General features: G+C 66.1%; 13 protein-coding genes. 10 read left to right on the forward strand and 3 right to left on the reverse strand.

The window, feature by feature from the left end; genetic code table 11:
• Window positions 1-16: 16 nt before the first annotated feature.
• Window positions 17-1,459 (reverse strand): MFS transporter, encoded by a 1,443-nt coding sequence (locus IE116_RS03600; protein WP_189609834.1) that lies wholly within the window; start codon window positions 1,457-1,459, stop codon window positions 17-19.
• Between the two features lie 125 nt (window positions 1,460-1,584).
• Between IE116_RS03600 and IE116_RS03605 the strand changes: the two genes are divergently transcribed.
• The 3 genes from IE116_RS03605 to IE116_RS03615 are packed head-to-tail and all read left to right on the forward strand — an operon-like array spanning window position 1,585 to window position 6,946.
• Window positions 1,585-2,850 carry a metallophosphoesterase family protein gene (locus IE116_RS03605; protein WP_189609837.1) on the forward strand — a complete coding sequence of 422 codons (1,266 nt, stop codon included), beginning with the start codon at window positions 1,585-1,587 and terminating at the stop codon, window positions 2,848-2,850.
• Complete coding sequence (locus IE116_RS03610) at window positions 2,850-6,359, forward strand: YhaN family protein (protein ID WP_189609839.1); 3,510 nt, start codon at window positions 2,850-2,852, stop codon at window positions 6,357-6,359. The genes IE116_RS03605 and IE116_RS03610 overlap by 1 nt, the downstream gene beginning before the upstream one ends.
• Before the next feature lie 41 nt (window positions 6,360-6,400).
• Window positions 6,401-6,946, forward strand: coding sequence for a GNAT family N-acetyltransferase (locus IE116_RS03615; protein ID WP_189609841.1), 546 nt, complete (start codon window positions 6,401-6,403; stop codon window positions 6,944-6,946).
• Window positions 6,947-6,987: 41 nt separating this feature from the next.
• On the opposite strand, the gene IE116_RS03620 is transcribed toward IE116_RS03615, so the two are convergent.
• Window positions 6,988-7,593: a hypothetical protein gene (locus tag IE116_RS03620; protein WP_189609842.1), complete on the reverse strand. Its 606-nt coding sequence runs from the start codon at window positions 7,591-7,593 to the stop codon at window positions 6,988-6,990.
• 203 nt (window positions 7,594-7,796) lie between these two features.
• On the opposite strand from IE116_RS03620, the gene IE116_RS03625 reads away from it, so the two are divergent.
• From IE116_RS03625 to IE116_RS03640, 4 genes are all read left to right on the forward strand, one after another.
• The gene (locus IE116_RS03625; RefSeq protein WP_189609844.1) at window positions 7,797-8,429 is read left to right on the forward strand and encodes a DNA-3-methyladenine glycosylase; all 633 of its coding nucleotides are present in this window, start codon (window positions 7,797-7,799) and stop codon (window positions 8,427-8,429) included.
• 208 nt (window positions 8,430-8,637) lie between these two features.
• Entirely contained in the window at window positions 8,638-9,531 is an 894-nt protein-coding gene (locus IE116_RS03630) for a methionine ABC transporter ATP-binding protein (RefSeq protein ID WP_189609846.1), read from the forward strand.
• Window positions 9,524-10,186, forward strand: coding sequence for a methionine ABC transporter permease (locus IE116_RS03635; RefSeq protein WP_189609848.1), 663 nt, complete (start codon window positions 9,524-9,526; stop codon window positions 10,184-10,186). The genes IE116_RS03630 and IE116_RS03635 overlap by 8 nt, the downstream gene beginning before the upstream one ends.
• A 70-nt stretch (window positions 10,187-10,256) precedes the next feature.
• Window positions 10,257-11,072 (forward strand): MetQ/NlpA family ABC transporter substrate-binding protein, encoded by an 816-nt coding sequence (locus tag IE116_RS03640; RefSeq protein ID WP_189609850.1) that lies wholly within the window; start codon window positions 10,257-10,259, stop codon window positions 11,070-11,072.
• Window positions 11,073-11,169: 97 nt separating this feature from the next.
• Here the strand turns inward: IE116_RS03640 and IE116_RS03645 are convergent, their stop codons facing one another.
• Entirely contained in the window at window positions 11,170-12,351 is a 1,182-nt protein-coding gene (locus IE116_RS03645) for a GGDEF domain-containing protein (RefSeq protein ID WP_189609851.1), read from the reverse strand.
• Between the two features lie 74 nt (window positions 12,352-12,425).
• On the opposite strand from IE116_RS03645, the gene IE116_RS03650 reads away from it, so the two are divergent.
• From IE116_RS03650 to IE116_RS03660, 3 genes are all read left to right on the forward strand, one after another.
• On the forward strand, window positions 12,426-13,241 hold the full coding sequence (locus tag IE116_RS03650; RefSeq protein ID WP_189609853.1) for a DUF72 domain-containing protein: 816 nt from the start codon (window positions 12,426-12,428) through the stop codon (window positions 13,239-13,241).
• 283 nt (window positions 13,242-13,524) lie between these two features.
• Window positions 13,525-15,633, forward strand: coding sequence for a transketolase (gene tkt, locus IE116_RS03655; protein WP_189609855.1), 2,109 nt, complete (start codon window positions 13,525-13,527; stop codon window positions 15,631-15,633).
• Complete coding sequence (locus tag IE116_RS03660; protein WP_189609857.1) at window positions 15,630-18,440, forward strand: bifunctional transaldolase/phosoglucose isomerase; 2,811 nt, start codon at window positions 15,630-15,632, stop codon at window positions 18,438-18,440. The genes tkt and IE116_RS03660 overlap by 4 nt, the downstream gene beginning before the upstream one ends.
• Window positions 18,441-18,445: the final 5 nt, after the last annotated feature.

The following is an 18,445-nucleotide window of genomic DNA, read 5'->3' on the forward strand; positions in this document are numbered from 1 at the left end:
GCGGTCAGCGCAGTGCTTATCGCGCCGCGGGCTGCGCTTCGCTCTCGGCCCCCAGCGGCGCCGCCACGTCTTCCAGCGACCGCCGTTCGGCATTCACGCCCCATTTCAACGCCACCAGCCCCGCCGTGATCACCAGCACAGCGGCGATCGCGTAGCCGGTCGTTACGGCGGGCCGGCTGCCTGATTCGATCAGCGCGCCGAACAGCACGGGCGCGACAAACCCGCCCGCGCCCGTTCCGATGGCATAGAACACCGAAATCGCCAGCGCCCGAATTTCGAGCGGAAAGACTTCACTCACCGTCAGGTAGGCCGAACTGGCCGCCGCCGACGCCAGGAAGAACACGACCGACCAGCACAAGGCCTGCGTCAGCGCCGTCAGCCAGCCTTCCAGGAACCACCAACCGGTCAGCGCCAGCGCGGCACCCGACATCCCGTACGTGAACGCGATCATCTTTCGCCGTCCGATCTTGTCGAACAACGGGCCCAGGATCAGCGGTCCCAGCACGTTGCCCAGCGCGAACGGAAACAGGTACCACGCCACCTTGTCATCGGCGACGCCATAGAAGCGGGTCAGCACCAGCGCGTAGGTAAAGAAGATGGCGTTATAGAAAAAGGCCTGCGAGATCATCAGCCCCAAGGCCACGACGCTGCGCTGCCGGTAACGGTGAAACAGCAGCCGCGCCACCTGGCCGATGGTGGGGGAGGCCTGGCGGGCAAAGGTCATCGTCGTCGTGACCGGGGGCAGGGGGCCATGCTGGCGTTCGACCTTGGCCTCGATGTCTTCGATGATGCGAAGCGCTTCGTCGGCCCGCCCGTGCGACAGCAGCCAGCGCGGGCTTTCGGGCACGTCGCGCCGCACGAGCAGGATCGCAAAGGCCAGCATGCCGCCCAGGATGAAGCCGGCACGCCAGCCCAACACCGGGCCCAGCACGGCCGGGTCCAGCAGGACCAGGCTCAGTCCCGCGCCCAATGCCGCGCCGAGCCAGAAGCTGCCGTTGATGGCCAGGTTCACCCGCCCGCGCACGCGTGCCGGAATCAGTTCGTCGATCGCCGAGTTGATCGCGGCGTATTCGCCGCCTATCCCCAGGCCCGTCACGAAGCGGCACAGGGTGAAGAAGATGAATTCCTGCGAGAAGCCCGTGGCCAGCGAGCCGGCCATGTAGATCGCCAGCGTGATCAGGAACAGGCGCTTGCGGCCCAGCCGGTCGGCCAGCCGCCCGAACACCAGCGCGCCGATCACGGCCCCCGCAATGTAGATCGACCCCGACGCACCGATCTGCGCCGCGCTCAAGCCCAAGGTGTCCGGCCGTTCCAGGATGCCGCCCAGCGAGCCGACCAGGGTCACCTCCAGGCCATCCAGCACCCACGCAATGCCCAGCGCGATCACCACCCGCCAATGCCAGGTCGACCAGGGAAGCCGGTCGAGCCGGGCGGGGATGTCGGTGGTAATCACGGCCATGCGGAACTCCTTGCGCAAGTTTCTGGCAGACTTCACCTTATTCGATGGCGTGCATACAAGGTGTGTGCAAAGCCCGCCGCCGCGCCAAGATTTACCGCCAGATGTAACACCAGGAATATCGCTGCATGAAGTTCATACACACGGCCGACATCCATCTCGACAGTCCGCTGGTGGGCCTGTCCGCCTATCAGGATGCCCCGGCCGACCTGCTGCGCACCGCGACCCGCGATGCATTTACCCGCCTGATCGACGACGCCCTGACAGAAGCCGTGGATTTCATGGTCATCTCGGGCGACCTGTATGACGGCAACTGGAAAGACTTCAACACGGGTCTGTTCTTCGTGCGCGAGATGGGCCGCCTGCGGCGAGCCGGCATCCCGGTCTACCTGCTTCTGGGCAATCACGACGCCGAAAGCGAAATGACCCGCAAGCTGCAGCTGCCCGACAACGTGCATGTGTTCGAGACGCGCAAGGCGCACACCCTGTTCCTGGAGCCGCACAAGGTGGCCCTGCATGGCCGCAGCTTCAAGGACGCCGCCACGACCGACAACCTGGCCGCGACCTATCCGGCCTATGCCGAGGGTTACCTGAACATCGGCATGCTGCACACGGCGCTGGAAGGCAACGCGGCGCACGCCAACTATGCGCCGACGTCGATCGCCGAACTGGAAGCCAAGGGCTACGAATACTGGGCGCTGGGCCATGTGCATGAGCATGTGATCCACCGCGGCAAGTCGACCATTGTCTTTCCGGGCAATCTGCAAGGCCGCCATATTCGCGAAACCGGGCCCCGCGGCGCGGTGCTTGTGACGGCTGAAGGCAACGAGATCCAGTCCGTCGACCGCATGCTGGTCGACGTGCTGCGCTGGCACGCGCTGGAAGTCGACGTGACCGAGGCAGACAGCTTTGTCGACGCCATTGCGGCGGTCGGCCGCGCGCTGGATCAGGTGGTGGCCGACGGCGCGGACGGGCGCCCGCTGGCGTTGCGGGTCACGTTGCACGGCGCGTCCCGCGCGCATGGGGCGCTGTTCGGCCTGGAAGCGCAGTTGCGTGCCGAGGTGCTGGCCTTGGCCACGGCGCTTGGATCGGACCGCGTATGGATCGAAAAGCTCAAGATCCGCACCACGCCTGCGCACACGGCCAGCCTGCTGGCGGAACGGTCCGACGCGCTGTCCGACCTGCAGGCTTTGCTGGCCGAAGCGCCGCAAAGCCAGGAATTCCTGGACAGCCTGCTGCCTGACCTGCAGGCCATGGTCAACAAACTGCCGCTGGATGTGCTGAAAAGCATGCCTGAACTGGAACGCATCCGCAGCGGAGACCTGTCGGCCCTGCTCGATGACGTCACCCCGGGCCTGCTGGCCCACCTGGCCTCCGCCGGGGAGTCCCGCTGATGCGCATCGACCAGCTGGAACTGATCCGTTACGGCAAATTCACCGACCGCAAGGTCGCCTTGCCGCGGGGCGAGCAGGACTTTCATGTGGTGGTGGGCGCGAACGAGGCGGGCAAGTCCACGCTGCGCGCCGCGCTGTCCGACCTGCTGTACGGGTTCCCGAAAAGCCCGCCGCACGCCTTTCTGCATCCCATGAGCGAACTGCGGCTGGGCGCCGTGCTGCACCAGGGTGATGACACTTTGCATCTTCATCGGACCAAGGGGCTGAAGCAGACCGTGCGCGGTCCCGATGACCAGCCCTTGCCCGATGGCACGCTGACGCCCTATCTGGGCGCATCGGATCGCGGCTTCTTCGAGCAGATGTTCGGGCTGAACCACCAGCGGCTGATCGATGGCGGGCACCACATCCTGACCGCGGGCAGCGACATCGGCCAGATGCTGTTCGAGTCGGCCGCCGGCGTGGCGAGCCTGGGCACCGTGCGTGATGCGCTGCAGGCCGAGGCCGACAAGCTGTGGTCGCCGCGCAAGGCCAAGGACCGCGCCTACTATGCGGCCCTGGACGATTACGAAGCGGCCGTGGCCGAACTGAAGAAGCTGACCGTACGCACCAAGGATTGGGCCGATGCCCAAGCGCAGGTCGTCCGGCTGGAGGCCGACCTGCGCGCAGCCAGGGCCTCGCACGCCGCGCTGACTGCCCGCCGCACGGCGCTGGAACGTATCCGCCGGGTCGCACCGTATGTGGCGGACCTGCGCAAGCGGCGCGAGGACATGGCGGCCCTGGGTGAGACGCCCGAACTTCCCGACGACGCGGCGCGGCGCCTGGCCGAGGCCGAACGGGAACTGGCGCTTGCCGAATCCCACCGCAGGACCCAACTGCAGATCGTGGCCGAGTGTGACGCGGCATTGCAGGGCCTGTCGCCCGATGCCCGGCTGATTGCGCTGCACGAGGACATCGTGGCCCTGAACGAATGGCGCCTGCAGTACCGGGCGCACGCCGGCGATATTGTGCGCCGGCAGGCGGAAGTCGATGCGCAATGGCTGATGGCGTCGAACGCCGCGCGGCAGCTGGGATGGGGCGCCGCCTCCGAGGCGCAATTGCGTGAACGCATGCCACCCTTGCCGCTGCGCCGTTCGCTGGACGATCTGATGCGCAAGCGCGGCGCCCGGGTGCAGGCCGTGCAGGCGGCCGCCCAGGCCCTGGAAGTGCGTCAGCGGGAACGCGACCGGGTGCGCAGGCAGCTTGACGCCTTGCCGCAAGGCGAGGTGCCTCTGGCCCTGCGCGCGGCCGTGCAGGCCGCCCAGCAACTGGGCGATACCGACGCTAGGCAGCGCAAGCACCGGCTGGACGTGCAGCGCCTGGAAGCCCGCGCGGACGCCACGGCGGCCGCGCTGGGCGCGTGGCGCGCGCCTGCCGATACGCTGCGGGCCATGTCCTTGCCGCGGCTTGACGCGGTCGACGCCTTGCGCCAGCACCAGGCCGCCGACGCCGCCGAACGGCGTGCGCTGGATACCCGGCTGGCGCGGCTGGACGATGAACTGCGCAAGCAATCGGACGATGTGGACCGCTACCGCGACACCTGGCAGCCGGTCAGCCGGGACGAGGTGCTGGCGGCCCGCAACCGGCGCGACGACGCGTGGGCAAGGATCGCGTCCGGCGAGGCCGTGCTGCCGCTGTCCGCGCCCGATTACGACGCCTTGGTGCGCGACGCCGACAGCGTCGCCGATCGCCGGGAAGCGACCATTCAGGAAGCGAGCGAGCTGCGTCGCAGGCAAGACGAGCTGGCGCGGCTGACCGCCGAACGCGAGCAGATGGTGGCGCAGCAGGAACGGCTGCATGCGGCCGACGCGGCGCGCCGGGCCGATTGGTCGGCTACGATCGCCGCGCATGGCCTGCCGGGCATGGCGCCCGAGGCCGTGGCCGACTGGATGGCCGCGCGCGCGGCGGCGATAGCGGCTGCCGACCTGCTTGCCGACGCCCGCCGCGAGGCGGCGTCGTGGGACGCGGCGGTGGCGGCGGCAACGCAGGACCTGCACGCCGCGCTGCAGGACGAACCTGAACGCCCTGCGCGGGACGAACGTTCGCCCAGCCGTGAGACGGTCCCGCAGCACACCGCACCGGCCATGGCGCCATTGCCCCGGTTGCTGCTCGAAGCCAGCGCCCGCATCCAGCAGGTCAGCGACGCGCACGGCCAGCGCCGGGCGCTCGACACGCAGTGGACGGACGCCACGGTGGCGGTCGATGATCTGGCGCGCGCGCTGGATGCGGCCCAAATCGCGCTCAATGAATGGGAAGCGGCATGGCGGCAGGCCGCGTCCGGTGTCGGCATTGCCGCCGACGCAGACCTGGCGCATGCGCAGGCCTCCTTGGAATTGGTGGCCGACATCGACGCCGCGCTGACGGAGATGAGCAAGCTGCGCATTGGACGCATCGAAACCATGCGCGCCGACCTGGCCAAGTTCGACGCAGAGGCGCAGCGACTGGGCGCCCTGGCCGGCCTGCCGCTTGCGGATCAGGGCGCGGCCGACATTGCCATCGCGCTGCAGCAGCAAGCGACCGCAGCCATGGAACAGCAGGCCGAGGTGAAACGCCTGACCACGGCCCGCAGCGCCGCTGCCAAGGGCGTTGCCGACGCGATCGCGCGGCAGGATGCGCTGTCCGCCACGCTGCGCCCCTGGATGACCCAGGCCGGCGCCACCACGGACGACGAACTGGCCGCGGCGATTGCACGGTCGGACCGCCAGCGGCAGCTGCGCGAGGCCCTGGCCGCGGCGGAACAGCGGCTGGCCGAAAGCGGGGACGGCCTGGGCCTGGATGCGCTCTTCGCCGAGGTCGACGCGTCGGATCCGGCGGGATTGTCGGCACAGTTGTCGGCACTGACCGTCGAAGCCGATGCGCTGATGGACAGCCAGAACCTGCTGTCGGCGCAGCTGGCATCCGCGCAGGCCGCGCTGAACGCCATGGCCGGATCCGACGACGCCGCGCGTGCCGAGGGCCGCAAGCAGGAATCGGTGTCCCGCATGACTGGCGCCGTGGAACGCTACCTGAAAGTGGCCACCGCCGCGCGTCTGCTCAAATGGTCCGTGGACCGCTATCGCGAAACGCGGCAAGGGCCGATGCTCAAACGCGCCAGTGACATTTTTTGCGGGTTGACGTTGGGATCGTTCGAGTTGCTGGCCGTGGATTTCGACAGCGAACCGCTGACCCTGATGGGCAAGCGCCCCGGCGGATCCCTGGTACCGGTGGAGGGCATGAGCGAAGGCACACGCGACCAGCTTTACCTTGCGCTGCGACTGGCCGCGCTCCACCAGCATCTGCAGCACGCGCTGGCCTTGCCCTTCGTCGCGGATGACCTGTTCATCAACTATGACGATGCCCGGTCACGTGCCGGCCTGCGCGCGCTGGGCGATCTGTCACGGCACACCCAGGTCGTGTTCCTGACCCACCATGACCACCTGGTGCCTGTCATCCAAGAGGTGCTGGGCAAGGCGGTGAATGTGGTGGCGCTTTAGGGTAGGCTTCAGGCTATGTTCGCCCAAGGACCGCCTTTCCGATGTTGCCATTAGACTCCGCCAGACTCTGCATCCGCCCCTTTCGCCAGGCCGACGCCGACGCGTTTGCCCAGGCGGTTTTCGAATCCGTGTCGTCGCTCATGGCCTGGATGCCCTGGTGCCATGCCGACTACACGACCGACGAAGCGCGCGAATGGTTTACGCTGTGCGCCGACAATCTGCAGTCGGAAACCAGCTATGAATTCGGCATCTTCACGTCGGATGGCAAGACCTTGCTGGGCGGCATCTCGATCAACCAGATCAATCGCGAACACAACTTCGGCAACATCGGCTACTGGATACGCGCCAGCCGGCAGCGCCAGGGACTGGCGAGCGAAGCGGTGCGGGTGATCACCGCCTATGGGTTCAAGGAATTGGGCCTGACACGGCTGGAAATTCTTGCCCAGGTCGACAACGTGGCCAGCCGGCGCGTGGCCGAGAAGTCCGGCGCGAGCTTCGAATGCGTGGCCCGCAACCGGCTCTGGTTCAACGGCCGGCCGTGCGACGGCGCCATGTACGCGCTGATCCCGCCGCCCGAAGAGATCTAGGGACCCGGCGGGGCGCAGGCAGCCGCCGCGCCGCTCCTTCCTTACATTGGAGGCAGGGCGCCGTCCTTCTCGACCATGATGCGGCTGGCCGTCGGCTTGCCGTCCGTCATGGTGGCGTTCACCACCACTTTCTTGCCCGCCGTGACATCGGCGCGCGTGCCCGGCACCCAGGTCAATACCTTGGCATCGGCCGGCACGGTGATCGTCTGCGATCCCCCCTTGTAGGACAGCTTCACGTCGTTGCCATTCTTGCTGTCGACCACGGCATCGACATTGGCGTTGGTCATGGTGCTGTCCGCGCCGCGGTTCCATTCACGATGGCCTTCGCCGGTGCCGCGGGCCGATTCCGGAAACACGACGACTTGCATGGCGGTCTGCTTGCCGTCGGCATCTTTCCTGGCGCCCACTCCCACAAAGGAACCGGTCTTGATGTCGGCACGGGTCAGCGGCTTCATGGCCACGACAGGCGTGTTGGCGGGCGCCATGATCTCGACGGTCTCGCCGCTTGTGTGCTTGACGGTCAGCGTGGTCGCCGTGGCGGCAACGACTTCGCCCGGCACGCGGGTCATGGCGGGCGCCTGGGCCAGGGCGGAGCCGGCGGCGGTCAGGCAGGCAACGAAAAGAGCGGCATGGCGGAAGGTCAGCATGATGAATCCTCGGATTGGGCAAATGCGGGAGGGATGGGGCAGGGCGGGGGCCTGCCGATGAGCTGACCCGTTGTAGCGCGAAGCGGGGCAGCCAATGTTAAACATTCTGTTTAACTATGCGGCTGCTAGGGCGAGTGGCCGGCTGCGGGAAGGCAGAATGGCAGGCTGCCCCACCAGGAACTGTTCCGAAAGGTGTTGTTGCCATGTCCCGCTCCGTTTCAACCGCCGCCCCTGCCGCGTCGGCTCCCTCCGCCGGCTTTTGGATCGACCTGTCAGCCGATGCGCCCACGGTCGCCCGCGCGCTGATCGGCTGCACCGTGCTGGTGGACGGTGTGGGCGGGCGCATTGTCGAGACCGAAGCCTACGATCGTGATGACCCGGCGTCCCATACCTTTGGCGGGCCAAGCGGCCGCAACGCCGCCATGTTCGGGCCGCCCGGGCACGCCTATATCTACCGGTCCTACGGCCTGCACTGGTGCTTCAACATCGTGTGCCGCGAAGACGGCCACGGCGCCGGGGTCCTGATCCGCGCGCTGGAGCCCACGGTCGGCGTCGAGATCATGCGCGAGCGCCGTGGCATGACCAACGATCGGCTGCTTTGTGCCGGCCCCGGGCGGCTCACGCAGGCACTGGGCATCACCCAGGACCACTACGGGCTATCCGTTTTTGCGCCGCCGTTCTCGCTGCTTGCGCCAGTCGACCCGGTGGATGTCGTCACCGGCCCGCGCATCGGGATTTCGAAAGCGATGGACCTGCCGTGGCGTTTCGGAGAGCGCGGATCCCCTTATGTCAGCAAGCCTTTCAAGCCGTCGACGTTGATCCAACCGGCCGCCTGACCTTGCCCGGGACACCGCTGCGCGCTTATATTGCAGGGGGAATATGAAAACCACTTCTTATTATTTCCCGGATTTAGCATTTTTATTGATACTGGCAGCATGTCTTTATTCCATTTGGATCGTTCCACGTTTCCAGGGCCGCAGCAGTTGACTGCGGCCCTTTTCGTCGTACCTTCGACTCGTCGTTTCGCCACGGTGGCCCGCCGCCATGGGTGATGACGTGCGGGCGGCTGCGCCAGGCGCGCCGCTCATCCGACTGCAATCGGTCAGCAAATCCTTCGTCCTTCCAGGCAAGCAGGTGTTCCAGGCCGTCGATGACGTGTCCCTGTCCATCGCGCGCGGCGAGGTCTTCGGCCTGGTCGGCAAGAGCGGTGCGGGCAAATCGACGCTGATGCGCCTGATCAACCTGCTGGAGCGTCCCGACAGCGGCGCCGTGTACGTGGGCGAGGACGACCTGACCCGGCTGTCCAAGCGCGCGCTGCGCGACATGCGCCAGACCATCGGCATGATCTTCCAGCAGTTCAACCTGCTGCAGAACGCCACGGTGTTCGACAACGTCGCCTTTCCGCTCAAGATTCATGGCGTGCGAGACAAGGACGCCGTGGCCAGGCGCGTGCGCGAGTGCCTGGATATCGTGGGGTTGTCCGAAAAGGCCGACAGCTACCCGGCACAGTTGTCCGGCGGACAGAAGCAGCGCGTCGCAATCGCCCGCGCGCTGGCGCCGCGCCCGGCCGTCCTGCTGTGTGACGAGCCCACCTCGGCGCTGGACCCCGAAACGACGCGCGCCGTGCTGGCCACGCTGCGCGACATCAACGCCAAGCTGGGCGTGACGATCGTGATCGTGACCCATGAACTGTCGGTGGTGCGCGCCCTGTGCACCCAGGTAGCCGTGGTGGAAGAAGGCAAGGTCGTCGAGCAATTCGCCTTGAGCGATCCGCCCGATACGCCGCGTCGCACCCAGCTCGGCCGCGAACTGGGGGCCTTGCGCAAGGCGCGGGCGATCGACCCGGATGAGGGGGATGGCGCCGCCGCACATGCGCACGGCCGCCTCGACGCCAACGACCTTGCGGTCGATACCGAACTGGAGCCGCCCCGTGTCTGAAAACATCGCCGCCATCCTGCCCGAGCTGTGGGTCGCCATCGGGCAGACCTTCCTCATGCTGGGCATCGGGCTGAGCGCCGCCATTCTGATCGGCGGCCCGCTGGGCATCCTGCTGTTCCTGCTCAGCCCCGGCCAGTCGCTGGCCAACCGTTTCGTGTTCGTGGTCTTGAACTGGATCATCAATACCGTCCGGTCCTTTCCGTTCATCATTCTGCTGGTGGCGCTGGTGCCGTTCACGCGCATCATTGCGGGCACATCGATCGGGCCGGTCGCGGCGGCCGTGCCGCTGTCGATCGCGGCCATCGCCTACTTTGCGCGGCTGGTGGAGCAATGCCTGCGCGACGTGCCGCGTGGCGTGATCGAGGCGGCCCACGCCATGGGCGCCTCCGAACTGCAGATCGTCTGGCGGGTGCTGATCGTCGAAGCGCGGTCCGGACTCGTGCTGGCGCTGACCGTGCTGGCCGTCAGCTTCCTGTCGTACTCGGCGATTGCGGGGGTGGTGGGCGGGGGCGGGATTGGCGATATCGCGATCCGCTACGGCTACTATCGTTTCCAGTCCGACGTCATGATCCTGACGGTGGCGCTGCTGCTGGTGCTGGTGCAGATCATCCAATTCGCCGGCAATGGCATTGCACGGCGACTGGACAAGCGTTGAGCCTGGCGCCCGCCGCACGCGTCTTCGCACTACCGTTTTTTTGATTCTTCTTTCTATCGAGACACTCTTTATGTTTACCGTCCGTCGCAAGCTGTTGTTGTCCGTCCTGGCCGCCTCGTTGGGCACCGTCGCCGTCGGCGCGCACGCGCAGACCGACAAGAAGGACCTGGTCGTGGGGGTGACTGCCGGGTCGAACAGCGACCAGTGGAAACTGGGCATCGTGCCGTTGCTGCAAAAGAAGGGCTACAAGGTCAAGCTGGTCGAATTCAACGACTACGTGCAGCCGAACCAGGCGCTGGCCCAGGGCTCGCTCGACGCCAACTTCTTCCAGCATCGTGTCTATCTGCAGAAGTTTGCCGCCGACCAGAAGCTGGACCTGGTCGAGATCGTCCAGGGCCCGATCGCCCCGCTGGGCGCGTATTCGAGCAAGCGCAAGTCGCTGAATGAAGTGAAGGACGGCGACCGCTTCTCGATCCCCAACGATCCGGCCAACCTGGCCCGCGCGCTGCTTCTGCTGCAACAGAACAAGCTGGTGACGATGAAGGCCGGTGTGGACCCGCTGCGCGCCTCGGAAAAGGACATCGACAGCAACCCGCGCAAGCTCAAATTCGTGCCGCTGGAAGCCGCGCAACTGCCGCGATCGCTGGGTGACGTCGACTACGCCATCATCACGGGCAACTTTGCCGTGTCGTCGGGCCTGAAGCTGACTGAAGCCGTGGTCCTGGAAAAGACGCCCGACTATTACCTGAACGTTGTCGCCGTCAAGCGCGCCGACAAGGACACGCAGTGGGCCAAGGACATTGCCGACGCCTACAAGTCGCCTGACTTCAAGGCCGTGGTCGACAAGAACTTCCCGGGCTACGCCAAGCCGTCGTTCCTGCAGTAAGGTGTGCTGAAACCGGCGGTCCTTGCGGGCGCCGGCAGCTGTCACTGCACACGCGGCTGCACGGTCGGCTGCATCACCGCTGCATCGCCGCTGTGCCTTACGCGGCCCGCGCCACCCGGTTCTTGCCCTGGTGCTTGGCCGTGTACAAGGCCTTGTCGGCCCGTATCAACAGGTCGCTCAGGCTTTCTCCCGGGGTCACATCGGCCATGCCGATGCTGACCGACAGGGGACCATGCGGCAGCCGCAAGGTATTGACGGACCGTCGCACCTGTTCCGCGAACCAGTTCAAGCCGGCTGTTGAATCCGTGCGCGCAAGCACCACAAATTCCTCTCCGCCCCACCGGGCAACGAGCTGGTCCTTGCCCAGGTCGGCCAGCACGCTGGCGATCGCGCACAAGGCCTGATCGCCCGCGTCGTGGCCGAAGGTGTCGTTGACCTGCTTGAAGTCGTCGACATCCAGCATCATGACGGCCGCCGCCATGCCCGGCCGCGGCAGCCCGCGCAGGAATTCCGGCGCGTGCATCAGAAAGGCGCGGCGGTTGGGCAGCAGGGTCAGCGGGTCGGCAAACGCGAAATTGGCGAGTTGTTCTGCACGCTGGAAAGTCTGCGCGCGCTGCGCGGCAGACGCCCGATAGCTCAGGATGCCGCACACCATGACACTGGCGGATATGACCAGGATGCCCGCCTCCGTGCCCGTCGCGGTCTCTGGCATGCCGTCGATGGGCGTCAGAATCAACCACACCGCCGCCATGTTGAACGCGCATTCCCGACGCGTCTGCATCAGCGGCGCAATCACGACCAACATCGTGCAGCACAAGGCAAGATTCCACAGGTCGTGGGCCAGTTCGCCAGACAGGTACGCCCGCAGGGCCAGGCTGTAGGCGGTCACATACACCACCTTGCAAGCGACGAATCCACGATAGCTCGGCGTACGCGCACAGACGTAGGCGACCAAGGCAAGCGCCGAAAGGATCGTCATGCGGGGCAACATGGCATCGATCGCGGCCGGCTGCGGAAACACGGTCGCGAACACCCCCAGCCCGATGATGGACAGGACCATCATCGCAACAACGTGCGGACGCAGGATCGCGGTCGAATAGGCCTGGAACCGGTCCGCGTCGGAAAGGGCTGCGCGTTGGCTTGGGGGAAGCGCGAGAATTCTGTCTGGCATGCCGACACTCACAAAGGTCAGATAAGGCCCGGTCGGCGCCTGGCGCGAGCTTGTCCAGGGCAAGAACACTGGCGCATCGATGCCGTCCGGCACCTTGATGTTGGCCATCGCCGATTGTAGGTGGCAGGATTGGGCATGCAGCTTGCCGACCTGTCAGGACTGACAGGTGAGTAGGCACTGATATGCGAAAACAAGACGGAGTACAGGGGGATGCCAACGGGTCGTCCGGCAAAGGCGCCGCGCCGGCCGGATCGCGTCCTGACGGGGCGGTGCGCATCGGGTGCGCGGGCTGGAGCCTGTCATCACGGGTTGCCGACCGCTTTCCCGGCGAGGGCAGCCATCTCGAGCGTTACGCACGGGTCTTCAATTCGGTGGAAATCGACACCTCATTCTATCGCCCGCATCGCGAAGCCACCTATGCGCGCTGGCGTGACGCCGTGCCCGACGACTTCCGGTTTGCGGTCAAGCTGCCGCGTACGATCACGCATGACCAGCGGCTGCTGGGCATCGAAACCTTATTGGACGACTACCTGCAAGGCGTGCACGCGCTTCAGCACAAGCTTGGCTGCCTGCTGGTGCAGTTGCCGCCCTCGCTCGCGTTTGCCGAAGACGTGACCTCGGCCTTTTTTGCGTGCATGCGGCAGGCCACCGACGTGGCGCTGGCCTGCGAGCCGCGCCATCCCACCTGGTTCACCGATGCCGCGGCCAAGATCATGGCGTCGTACGGGGTGACCTTCGTACGGGCCGATCCCAATCCGGTCGGCATTGCGCCGCCAGTGGGTGGGACAGAAATGACCTATGTGCGGCTGCATGGGTCCCCCGTGTTGTACCGGTCGGCGTATCCTGACGAGGTGCTCGACGCAGAGGCCGACGCCGTGCGCCAGTCGGTGCAGCAGGGGCAGACCGCATGGGTCGTGTTCGACAACACCGCGCAGGGCGAGGCCGTGCCCAATGCGCTGGACCTGCAGCAGCGTCTTGAACATGACCGTGCCAGTTGACATGCCGGTCCCGACTGACAGCATGCTGAAACCTCACGCGAGTAAAACGGGCAGCTCATCGGCAGAAGATGCCGATGCAGCAAGGCTCTATGGGGCAGACTGCAGGTCCGAAAAATGAAAATGGCTCGCGCTTGGTGACAATCGCGGCCGAACTTCACCCGGATCGGTCAGTCCACCTAGAGCATCGGGCATCGTCCATCCTGGCGGTGTCCTGACTGGGGCGCTATGGGCGCGGTTCTTGCTGCCGTGCAACATCCGCCTTGCACAACCAGGAGCGAGAACTATGGGCACTTCCCCAGCATTGGCCTCGACGATTCCGTCGGGCGCTGCTCCCTCGGGAGCCGACACGCTCGCGATCGACACGATCCGCACCCTTGCCATGGACGCCGTCCAGCAGGCCAACTCGGGCCACCCTGGCACCCCGATGGCGCTGGCCCCGGTGGGCTACACCCTCTGGCGCGACTTTCTGCGCTTCCATCCCGAACACCCCGACTGGCCCAACCGCGATCGTTTCGTGCTGTCGGTCGGCCACGCCTCGATGTTGCTGTATGGCCTGCTGCATCTGTCCGGCGTGGTCGAGATCGACGCCGAAGGCAATCGCACCGGCCAGCCGGCCGTCAGCATCGATGACATCAAGCAGTTCCGGCAGATGGATTCGCGCACGCCCGGACACCCCGAATACCGCATGACCACGGGTGTGGAAACCACCACCGGTCCGCTGGGCCAGGGCTGCGCCAACAGCGTCGGCATGGCCATGGCTGCGTGCTGGCTGGGCGACCGCTTCAACGCGGGCGACACGCCCTTGTTCGACTACGACGTGTATGTCCTGTGCGGTGATGGCGACATGATGGAAGGCATTTCGGGCGAGGCCGCCTCGATGGCGGGCCACCTGAAGCTGGCCAACCTCTGCTGGCTGTATGACAACAACACGATCAGCATCGAAGGGCACACCGAACTTGCGTTCAGCGAGAACGTGGCCGAACGGTTTCGCGGTTATGGCTGGAACACGCTGCATGTGGCCGACGCCAACGATACGGCGGCGATTGCCGAGGCCTTGCGCACCTTCAAGGCCACGACCGACAAGCCCACGCTGATCGTGGTGGACAGCGTGATCGGCTATGGGTCGCCAAACAAGCACAACACGGCCGCGGCCCATGGGGAACCCCTGGGCGCCGAAGAAATCAAGCTGACCAAGCGCGCCTACGGCTGGCCAGAAGACGCCAACTTTCTGGTCCCCGACGACGTCCGCGACCATCTGCGGGACGTGATGACCGCCCGCGTCGCCCCCGACTTTCAAGCCTGGGAAACCGCGCTGGACAAGGCGCAGGAAGCCGAGCCGGAAAAGATCGCCGAATTGCATCTCATGCGTCGTGGCAAGATGCCCGATGGCTGGGATGCCGCCGTGCCATCGTTCGACGCCGATGCCAAAGGCATGGCGTCGCGCGATGCGGGTGGCAAGGTATTGAATGCGTTCGCCGCCAAGGTGCCCTGGCTGCTGGGCGGTGCAGCCGATCTGGCGCCGTCGACCAAGACGAAACTCAATTTTGAAGGCGCGGGCAGCTTCTCGGCGCAGGACTATGCCGGGCGCAACGTGCACTTCGGGATTCGCGAGCATGCCATGGGCGCGATCGCCAACGGCATGGCGCTGTGCTATCTGCGGCCCTATACCGCAACCTTCATGGTCTTCAGCGACTACATGAAGCCGCCGCTGCGCCTGGCCGCGATCATGGAACTGCCCGTGATCTTCGTCTTCACCCACGATTCGATCGGGGTGGGCGAAGATGGCCCGACTCACCAGCCGATCGAGCAGCTTGCGCAGTTGCGCGGCATTCCCGGCATGACGACGCTTCGTCCGGCCGACGCGAACGAGACGGCAGAAGCCTGGAAGCTGGCCCTGTCGCAAAGCGACCGGCCGTCGTCCATCGTGCTGTCGCGCCAGGCCCTGCCGACGGTGGATCGCACCCGGTACGCGGCAGCCAGCGGCCTGGCCAGGGGCGCCTATGTGCTTGCCGACGCCGAAGGCGGCGCGCCCGAGGTGATCCTGATCGGCACTGGCAGCGAAGTGTCGCTGTGTTTGCAGGCCTATGAAGCGCTCCAGAACGACGGCGTCCGTGCCCGTGTGGTATCGATGCCCAGCTGGGAGCTGTTCGAGCTGCAGGACGAGGCCTATCGCGACGAGGTGTTGCCTCCGGACGTGCTGGCGCGGGTCGCGGTTGAACAGGCCGGACCGATGGGCTGGGAACGGTATGTGGGCATGAAGGGCGCGAAACTGGTCATGAACAGCTTTGGCGCGTCGGCGCCGATCAGCAAGCTGCAGGCCAAGTACGGCTTCACGCTCGACAACCTGGTCAAGCTGGCGCACGAGCAGATCGCACTAAGGAGTTCCGAATGAGCAATCCCTTGACCGAGCTTGGCACGGCGGGCCAGGCGGTCTGGCTGGACTTCGTCAGCCGCGATTTCCTGAAGGAAGGCGGCCTGGAAAAACTGGTGCGCGAAGACGGCCTGACCGGCGTGACTTCCAACCCGTCGATTTTCGAGAAGGCCATGGGGGAGGGCACGGCGTACGACGACAGCCTGCACGCGTTCCTGAAACAGTCGGATGCAGACGTGGTCGACGTCTATGAACATCTGGCGGTAGCAGATATTCGCGCGGCAGCCGACATTCTGCGGCCGGTCTACGACCGCATGGATGGCCTGGACGGCTATGTCAGTCTGGAAGTCTCGCCGTACCTGGCGATGAACACCCAGGACACGCTCGAGGAAGGCCGGCGGTTGTGGGCGGCGGTGGACCGGCCCAACCTGATGGTCAAGGTGCCTGGCACCGAAGCCGGCGCACCGGCGATCCGCGCGCTGATCGAAGATGGCATCAACGTCAACGTAACCCTGCTGTTTTCGGTCGATTCCTACCTGGCGGTGGCCGAAGCCTATGTGGCGGGACTGGAAGCGCGCGCGGCCGCGGGCAAACCGGTACGCGGGATTGCCAGCGTGTCCAGCTTCTTCGTGAGCCGGATTGACGCGCAGATCGACAAAAAGATCGACAAGCGCCTGGCCGAGGGCGACAAGGATGCCGACGCGCTCAAGGCGCTGAAAGGCAAGGTCGCCATCGCCAACGCGAAAGTGGCGTACCAGCACTACCTGGAACTGATGCAAAGCGCGCGCTGGCAAGCCCTAGAAGCCAAGGGCGCGGCGCCGCAGCGGCTGTTGTGGGCGTCGACGGGCGTCAAGAACCCCGACTACCCCGACACGCTGTACGTCGATACCCTGGTCGGTCCGGACACGGTCAATACCATGCCGCCAAAGACCATGGACGCGTTCCGCGATCATGGCAAGGTGGCACGGACGATCGACACCGATATCGACGCCGCGCGTCGGGTCCTGGCCGACGTCGACCGTTTTGGGCTTGACTTGCCAGGCATCACCGCCGCGCTGGTGGAAGACGGCGCCCAACAGTTTTCGGACGCCGCCGATGCGCTGCTTGCGGGGGTGGCCGGCAAACGCGTCGCCTTCCTGGGTGATGCATTGAACGCGGCGACGCTGCAACTTCCCGAATCCCTGCAGAAGTCGGTCGAAGCCACCCTGGCGCGTGCGGCGCGCGAGGGTTGGACGCGGCGGATGTGGCAAGGCGATGCGACCCTGTGGACCAATACCGACGAAGCCCAGTGGCAGGGGTGGTTCGCGGCGGCCAAGGGCAAGCAGGTGGACGCCGCCGCCGTGCGCGCGTTGGCCGACGATGTCCAGCGCGACGGCTTGCGTCACGCCGTGCTCCTGGGCATGGGCGGATCGAGCCTGGGCCCGGAAGTGCTTGCGCGCACGCTGGGGTGCCAGGGCGGCGCCGAGCTGCACGTGCTCGACTCGACCGATCCGGCGCAGATTCGCACCGTCCAGTCGAAGATCGACATTGAAAAAACGCTGTTCATCGTTTCCAGCAAGTCGGGTTCGACCCTGGAACCGGAAATCCTGGCGGCGTATTTCTACGAGCAGGCAGGCCGCAATGGCAAGCAATTCGTGGCCGTGACAGACCCGGGATCCAAGCTCGAAGCGCTGGCGAAGGCCGATGGCTACCGGGCCATCTTCCATGGCGATGCCACGATTGGCGGGCGGTATTCGGTGCTGTCCGTGTTCGGCATCGTTCCTTTCGGGATCGCCGGCCATGACGTAGAACGGTTCTTTGCCGATACGCAGGCCATGGTGCGCGCCTGCGGTCCAAGCGCGCCGCCGGCCGCCAACCCGGGTGTGCAACTGGGGGTCGTGATCGGTGAATCGGTCAAGGCGGGGCGCGACAAGCTCACCATCGTTGCATCGCCCGGCATCGAAAGCATCGGCTCCTGGCTGGAGCAGTTGCTGGCGGAGTCGACCGGCAAGGAAGGCAAAGGCGTCATTCCGGTGGACGGCGAACCCCTGGCGCCGCCCGACGAATATGGCAACGACCGTATGTTTGCGTATCTGCGTGTGGCGGGCGACGACACGGCGGACCTGGATGCCAAGGTCGATGCGCTGGCCGCAGCCGGCCATCCGGTGGTGCGCATCACGCTGGCGCGTCCCGAGCTGATCGGCCAGGAATTCTTCCGCTGGGAAGTGGCGACGGCGATTGCCGGCGCGGTGATCGGCATCGACCCCTTCGATCAGCCCGACGTCGAGGCCAGCAAGATCAAGACGCGCGCGCTGACCGACGCGTTCGAACAAAGCGGATCGCTGGGCGACGCCACGCCGCTGGCCACTGATGGCTCGCTGGCCTTCTATGGCGATGCGTCGCTCAAGGCCGATGGCACTGCAGGGGGCATTCTTGCGGCCCATCTGGGACGGCTGTCGGACCATGATTACGCCGCTGTCCTCGCCTATGTCGAGCGCAACGCGGAGCATGAAGCCGTGCTGACGCGCATTCGCAAGGCCATCCGGGAAACCAGCGGCCGTGCAACCGTCGGCGGCTTTGGCCCCCGTTTCCTGCATTCGACCGGCCAGGCCTACAAGGGCGGGCCCAACTCGGGTGTCTTCCTGCAGATCACGGCGGACCCCGCCACGGACCTTCCCATCCCTGGCCGCCGCATCACCTTTGGTGTCGTGATCGCCGCCCAGGCGCAGGGCGACCTGCAAGTGTTGGTCGAACGCGGTCGACGTACCCTGCGTGTGCACATCGTCGGCGGCGACGTCGATGCCGGACTGGCCCAGTTGGCGGACGCCGTGTCCACCGCATTGGCCTGATTTCC

This window comes from Pigmentiphaga litoralis (assembly GCF_014651835.1).
GTDB classification, from domain to species: domain Bacteria; phylum Pseudomonadota; class Gammaproteobacteria; order Burkholderiales; family Burkholderiaceae_B; genus Pigmentiphaga; species Pigmentiphaga litoralis.

Excerpts from the sequence above, each read along its gene's own strand:
- IE116_RS03600 (WP_189609834.1), bottom strand. The coding sequence starts at position 1,459 with ATGGCCGTGATTACCACCGACATCCCCGCCCGGCTCGACCGGCTTCCC.
- IE116_RS03605 (WP_189609837.1), top strand. The coding sequence starts at position 1,585 with ATGAAGTTCATACACACGGCCGACATCCATCTCGACAGTCCGCTGGTG.
- IE116_RS03610 (WP_189609839.1), top strand. The coding sequence starts at position 2,850 with ATGCGCATCGACCAGCTGGAACTGATCCGTTACGGCAAATTCACCGAC.
- IE116_RS03615 (WP_189609841.1), top strand. The coding sequence starts at position 6,401 with ATGTTGCCATTAGACTCCGCCAGACTCTGCATCCGCCCCTTTCGCCAG.
- IE116_RS03620 (WP_189609842.1), bottom strand. The coding sequence starts at position 7,593 with ATGCTGACCTTCCGCCATGCCGCTCTTTTCGTTGCCTGCCTGACCGCC.
- IE116_RS03625 (WP_189609844.1), top strand. The coding sequence starts at position 7,797 with ATGTCCCGCTCCGTTTCAACCGCCGCCCCTGCCGCGTCGGCTCCCTCC.
- IE116_RS03630 (WP_189609846.1), top strand. The coding sequence starts at position 8,638 with ATGGGTGATGACGTGCGGGCGGCTGCGCCAGGCGCGCCGCTCATCCGA.
- IE116_RS03640 (WP_189609850.1), top strand. The coding sequence starts at position 10,257 with ATGTTTACCGTCCGTCGCAAGCTGTTGTTGTCCGTCCTGGCCGCCTCG.
- IE116_RS03645 (WP_189609851.1), bottom strand. The coding sequence starts at position 12,351 with ATGGCCAACATCAAGGTGCCGGACGGCATCGATGCGCCAGTGTTCTTG.
- IE116_RS03650 (WP_189609853.1), top strand. The coding sequence starts at position 12,426 with ATGCGAAAACAAGACGGAGTACAGGGGGATGCCAACGGGTCGTCCGGC.
- tkt (WP_189609855.1), top strand. The coding sequence starts at position 13,525 with ATGGGCACTTCCCCAGCATTGGCCTCGACGATTCCGTCGGGCGCTGCT.
- IE116_RS03660 (WP_189609857.1), top strand. The coding sequence starts at position 15,630 with ATGAGCAATCCCTTGACCGAGCTTGGCACGGCGGGCCAGGCGGTCTGG.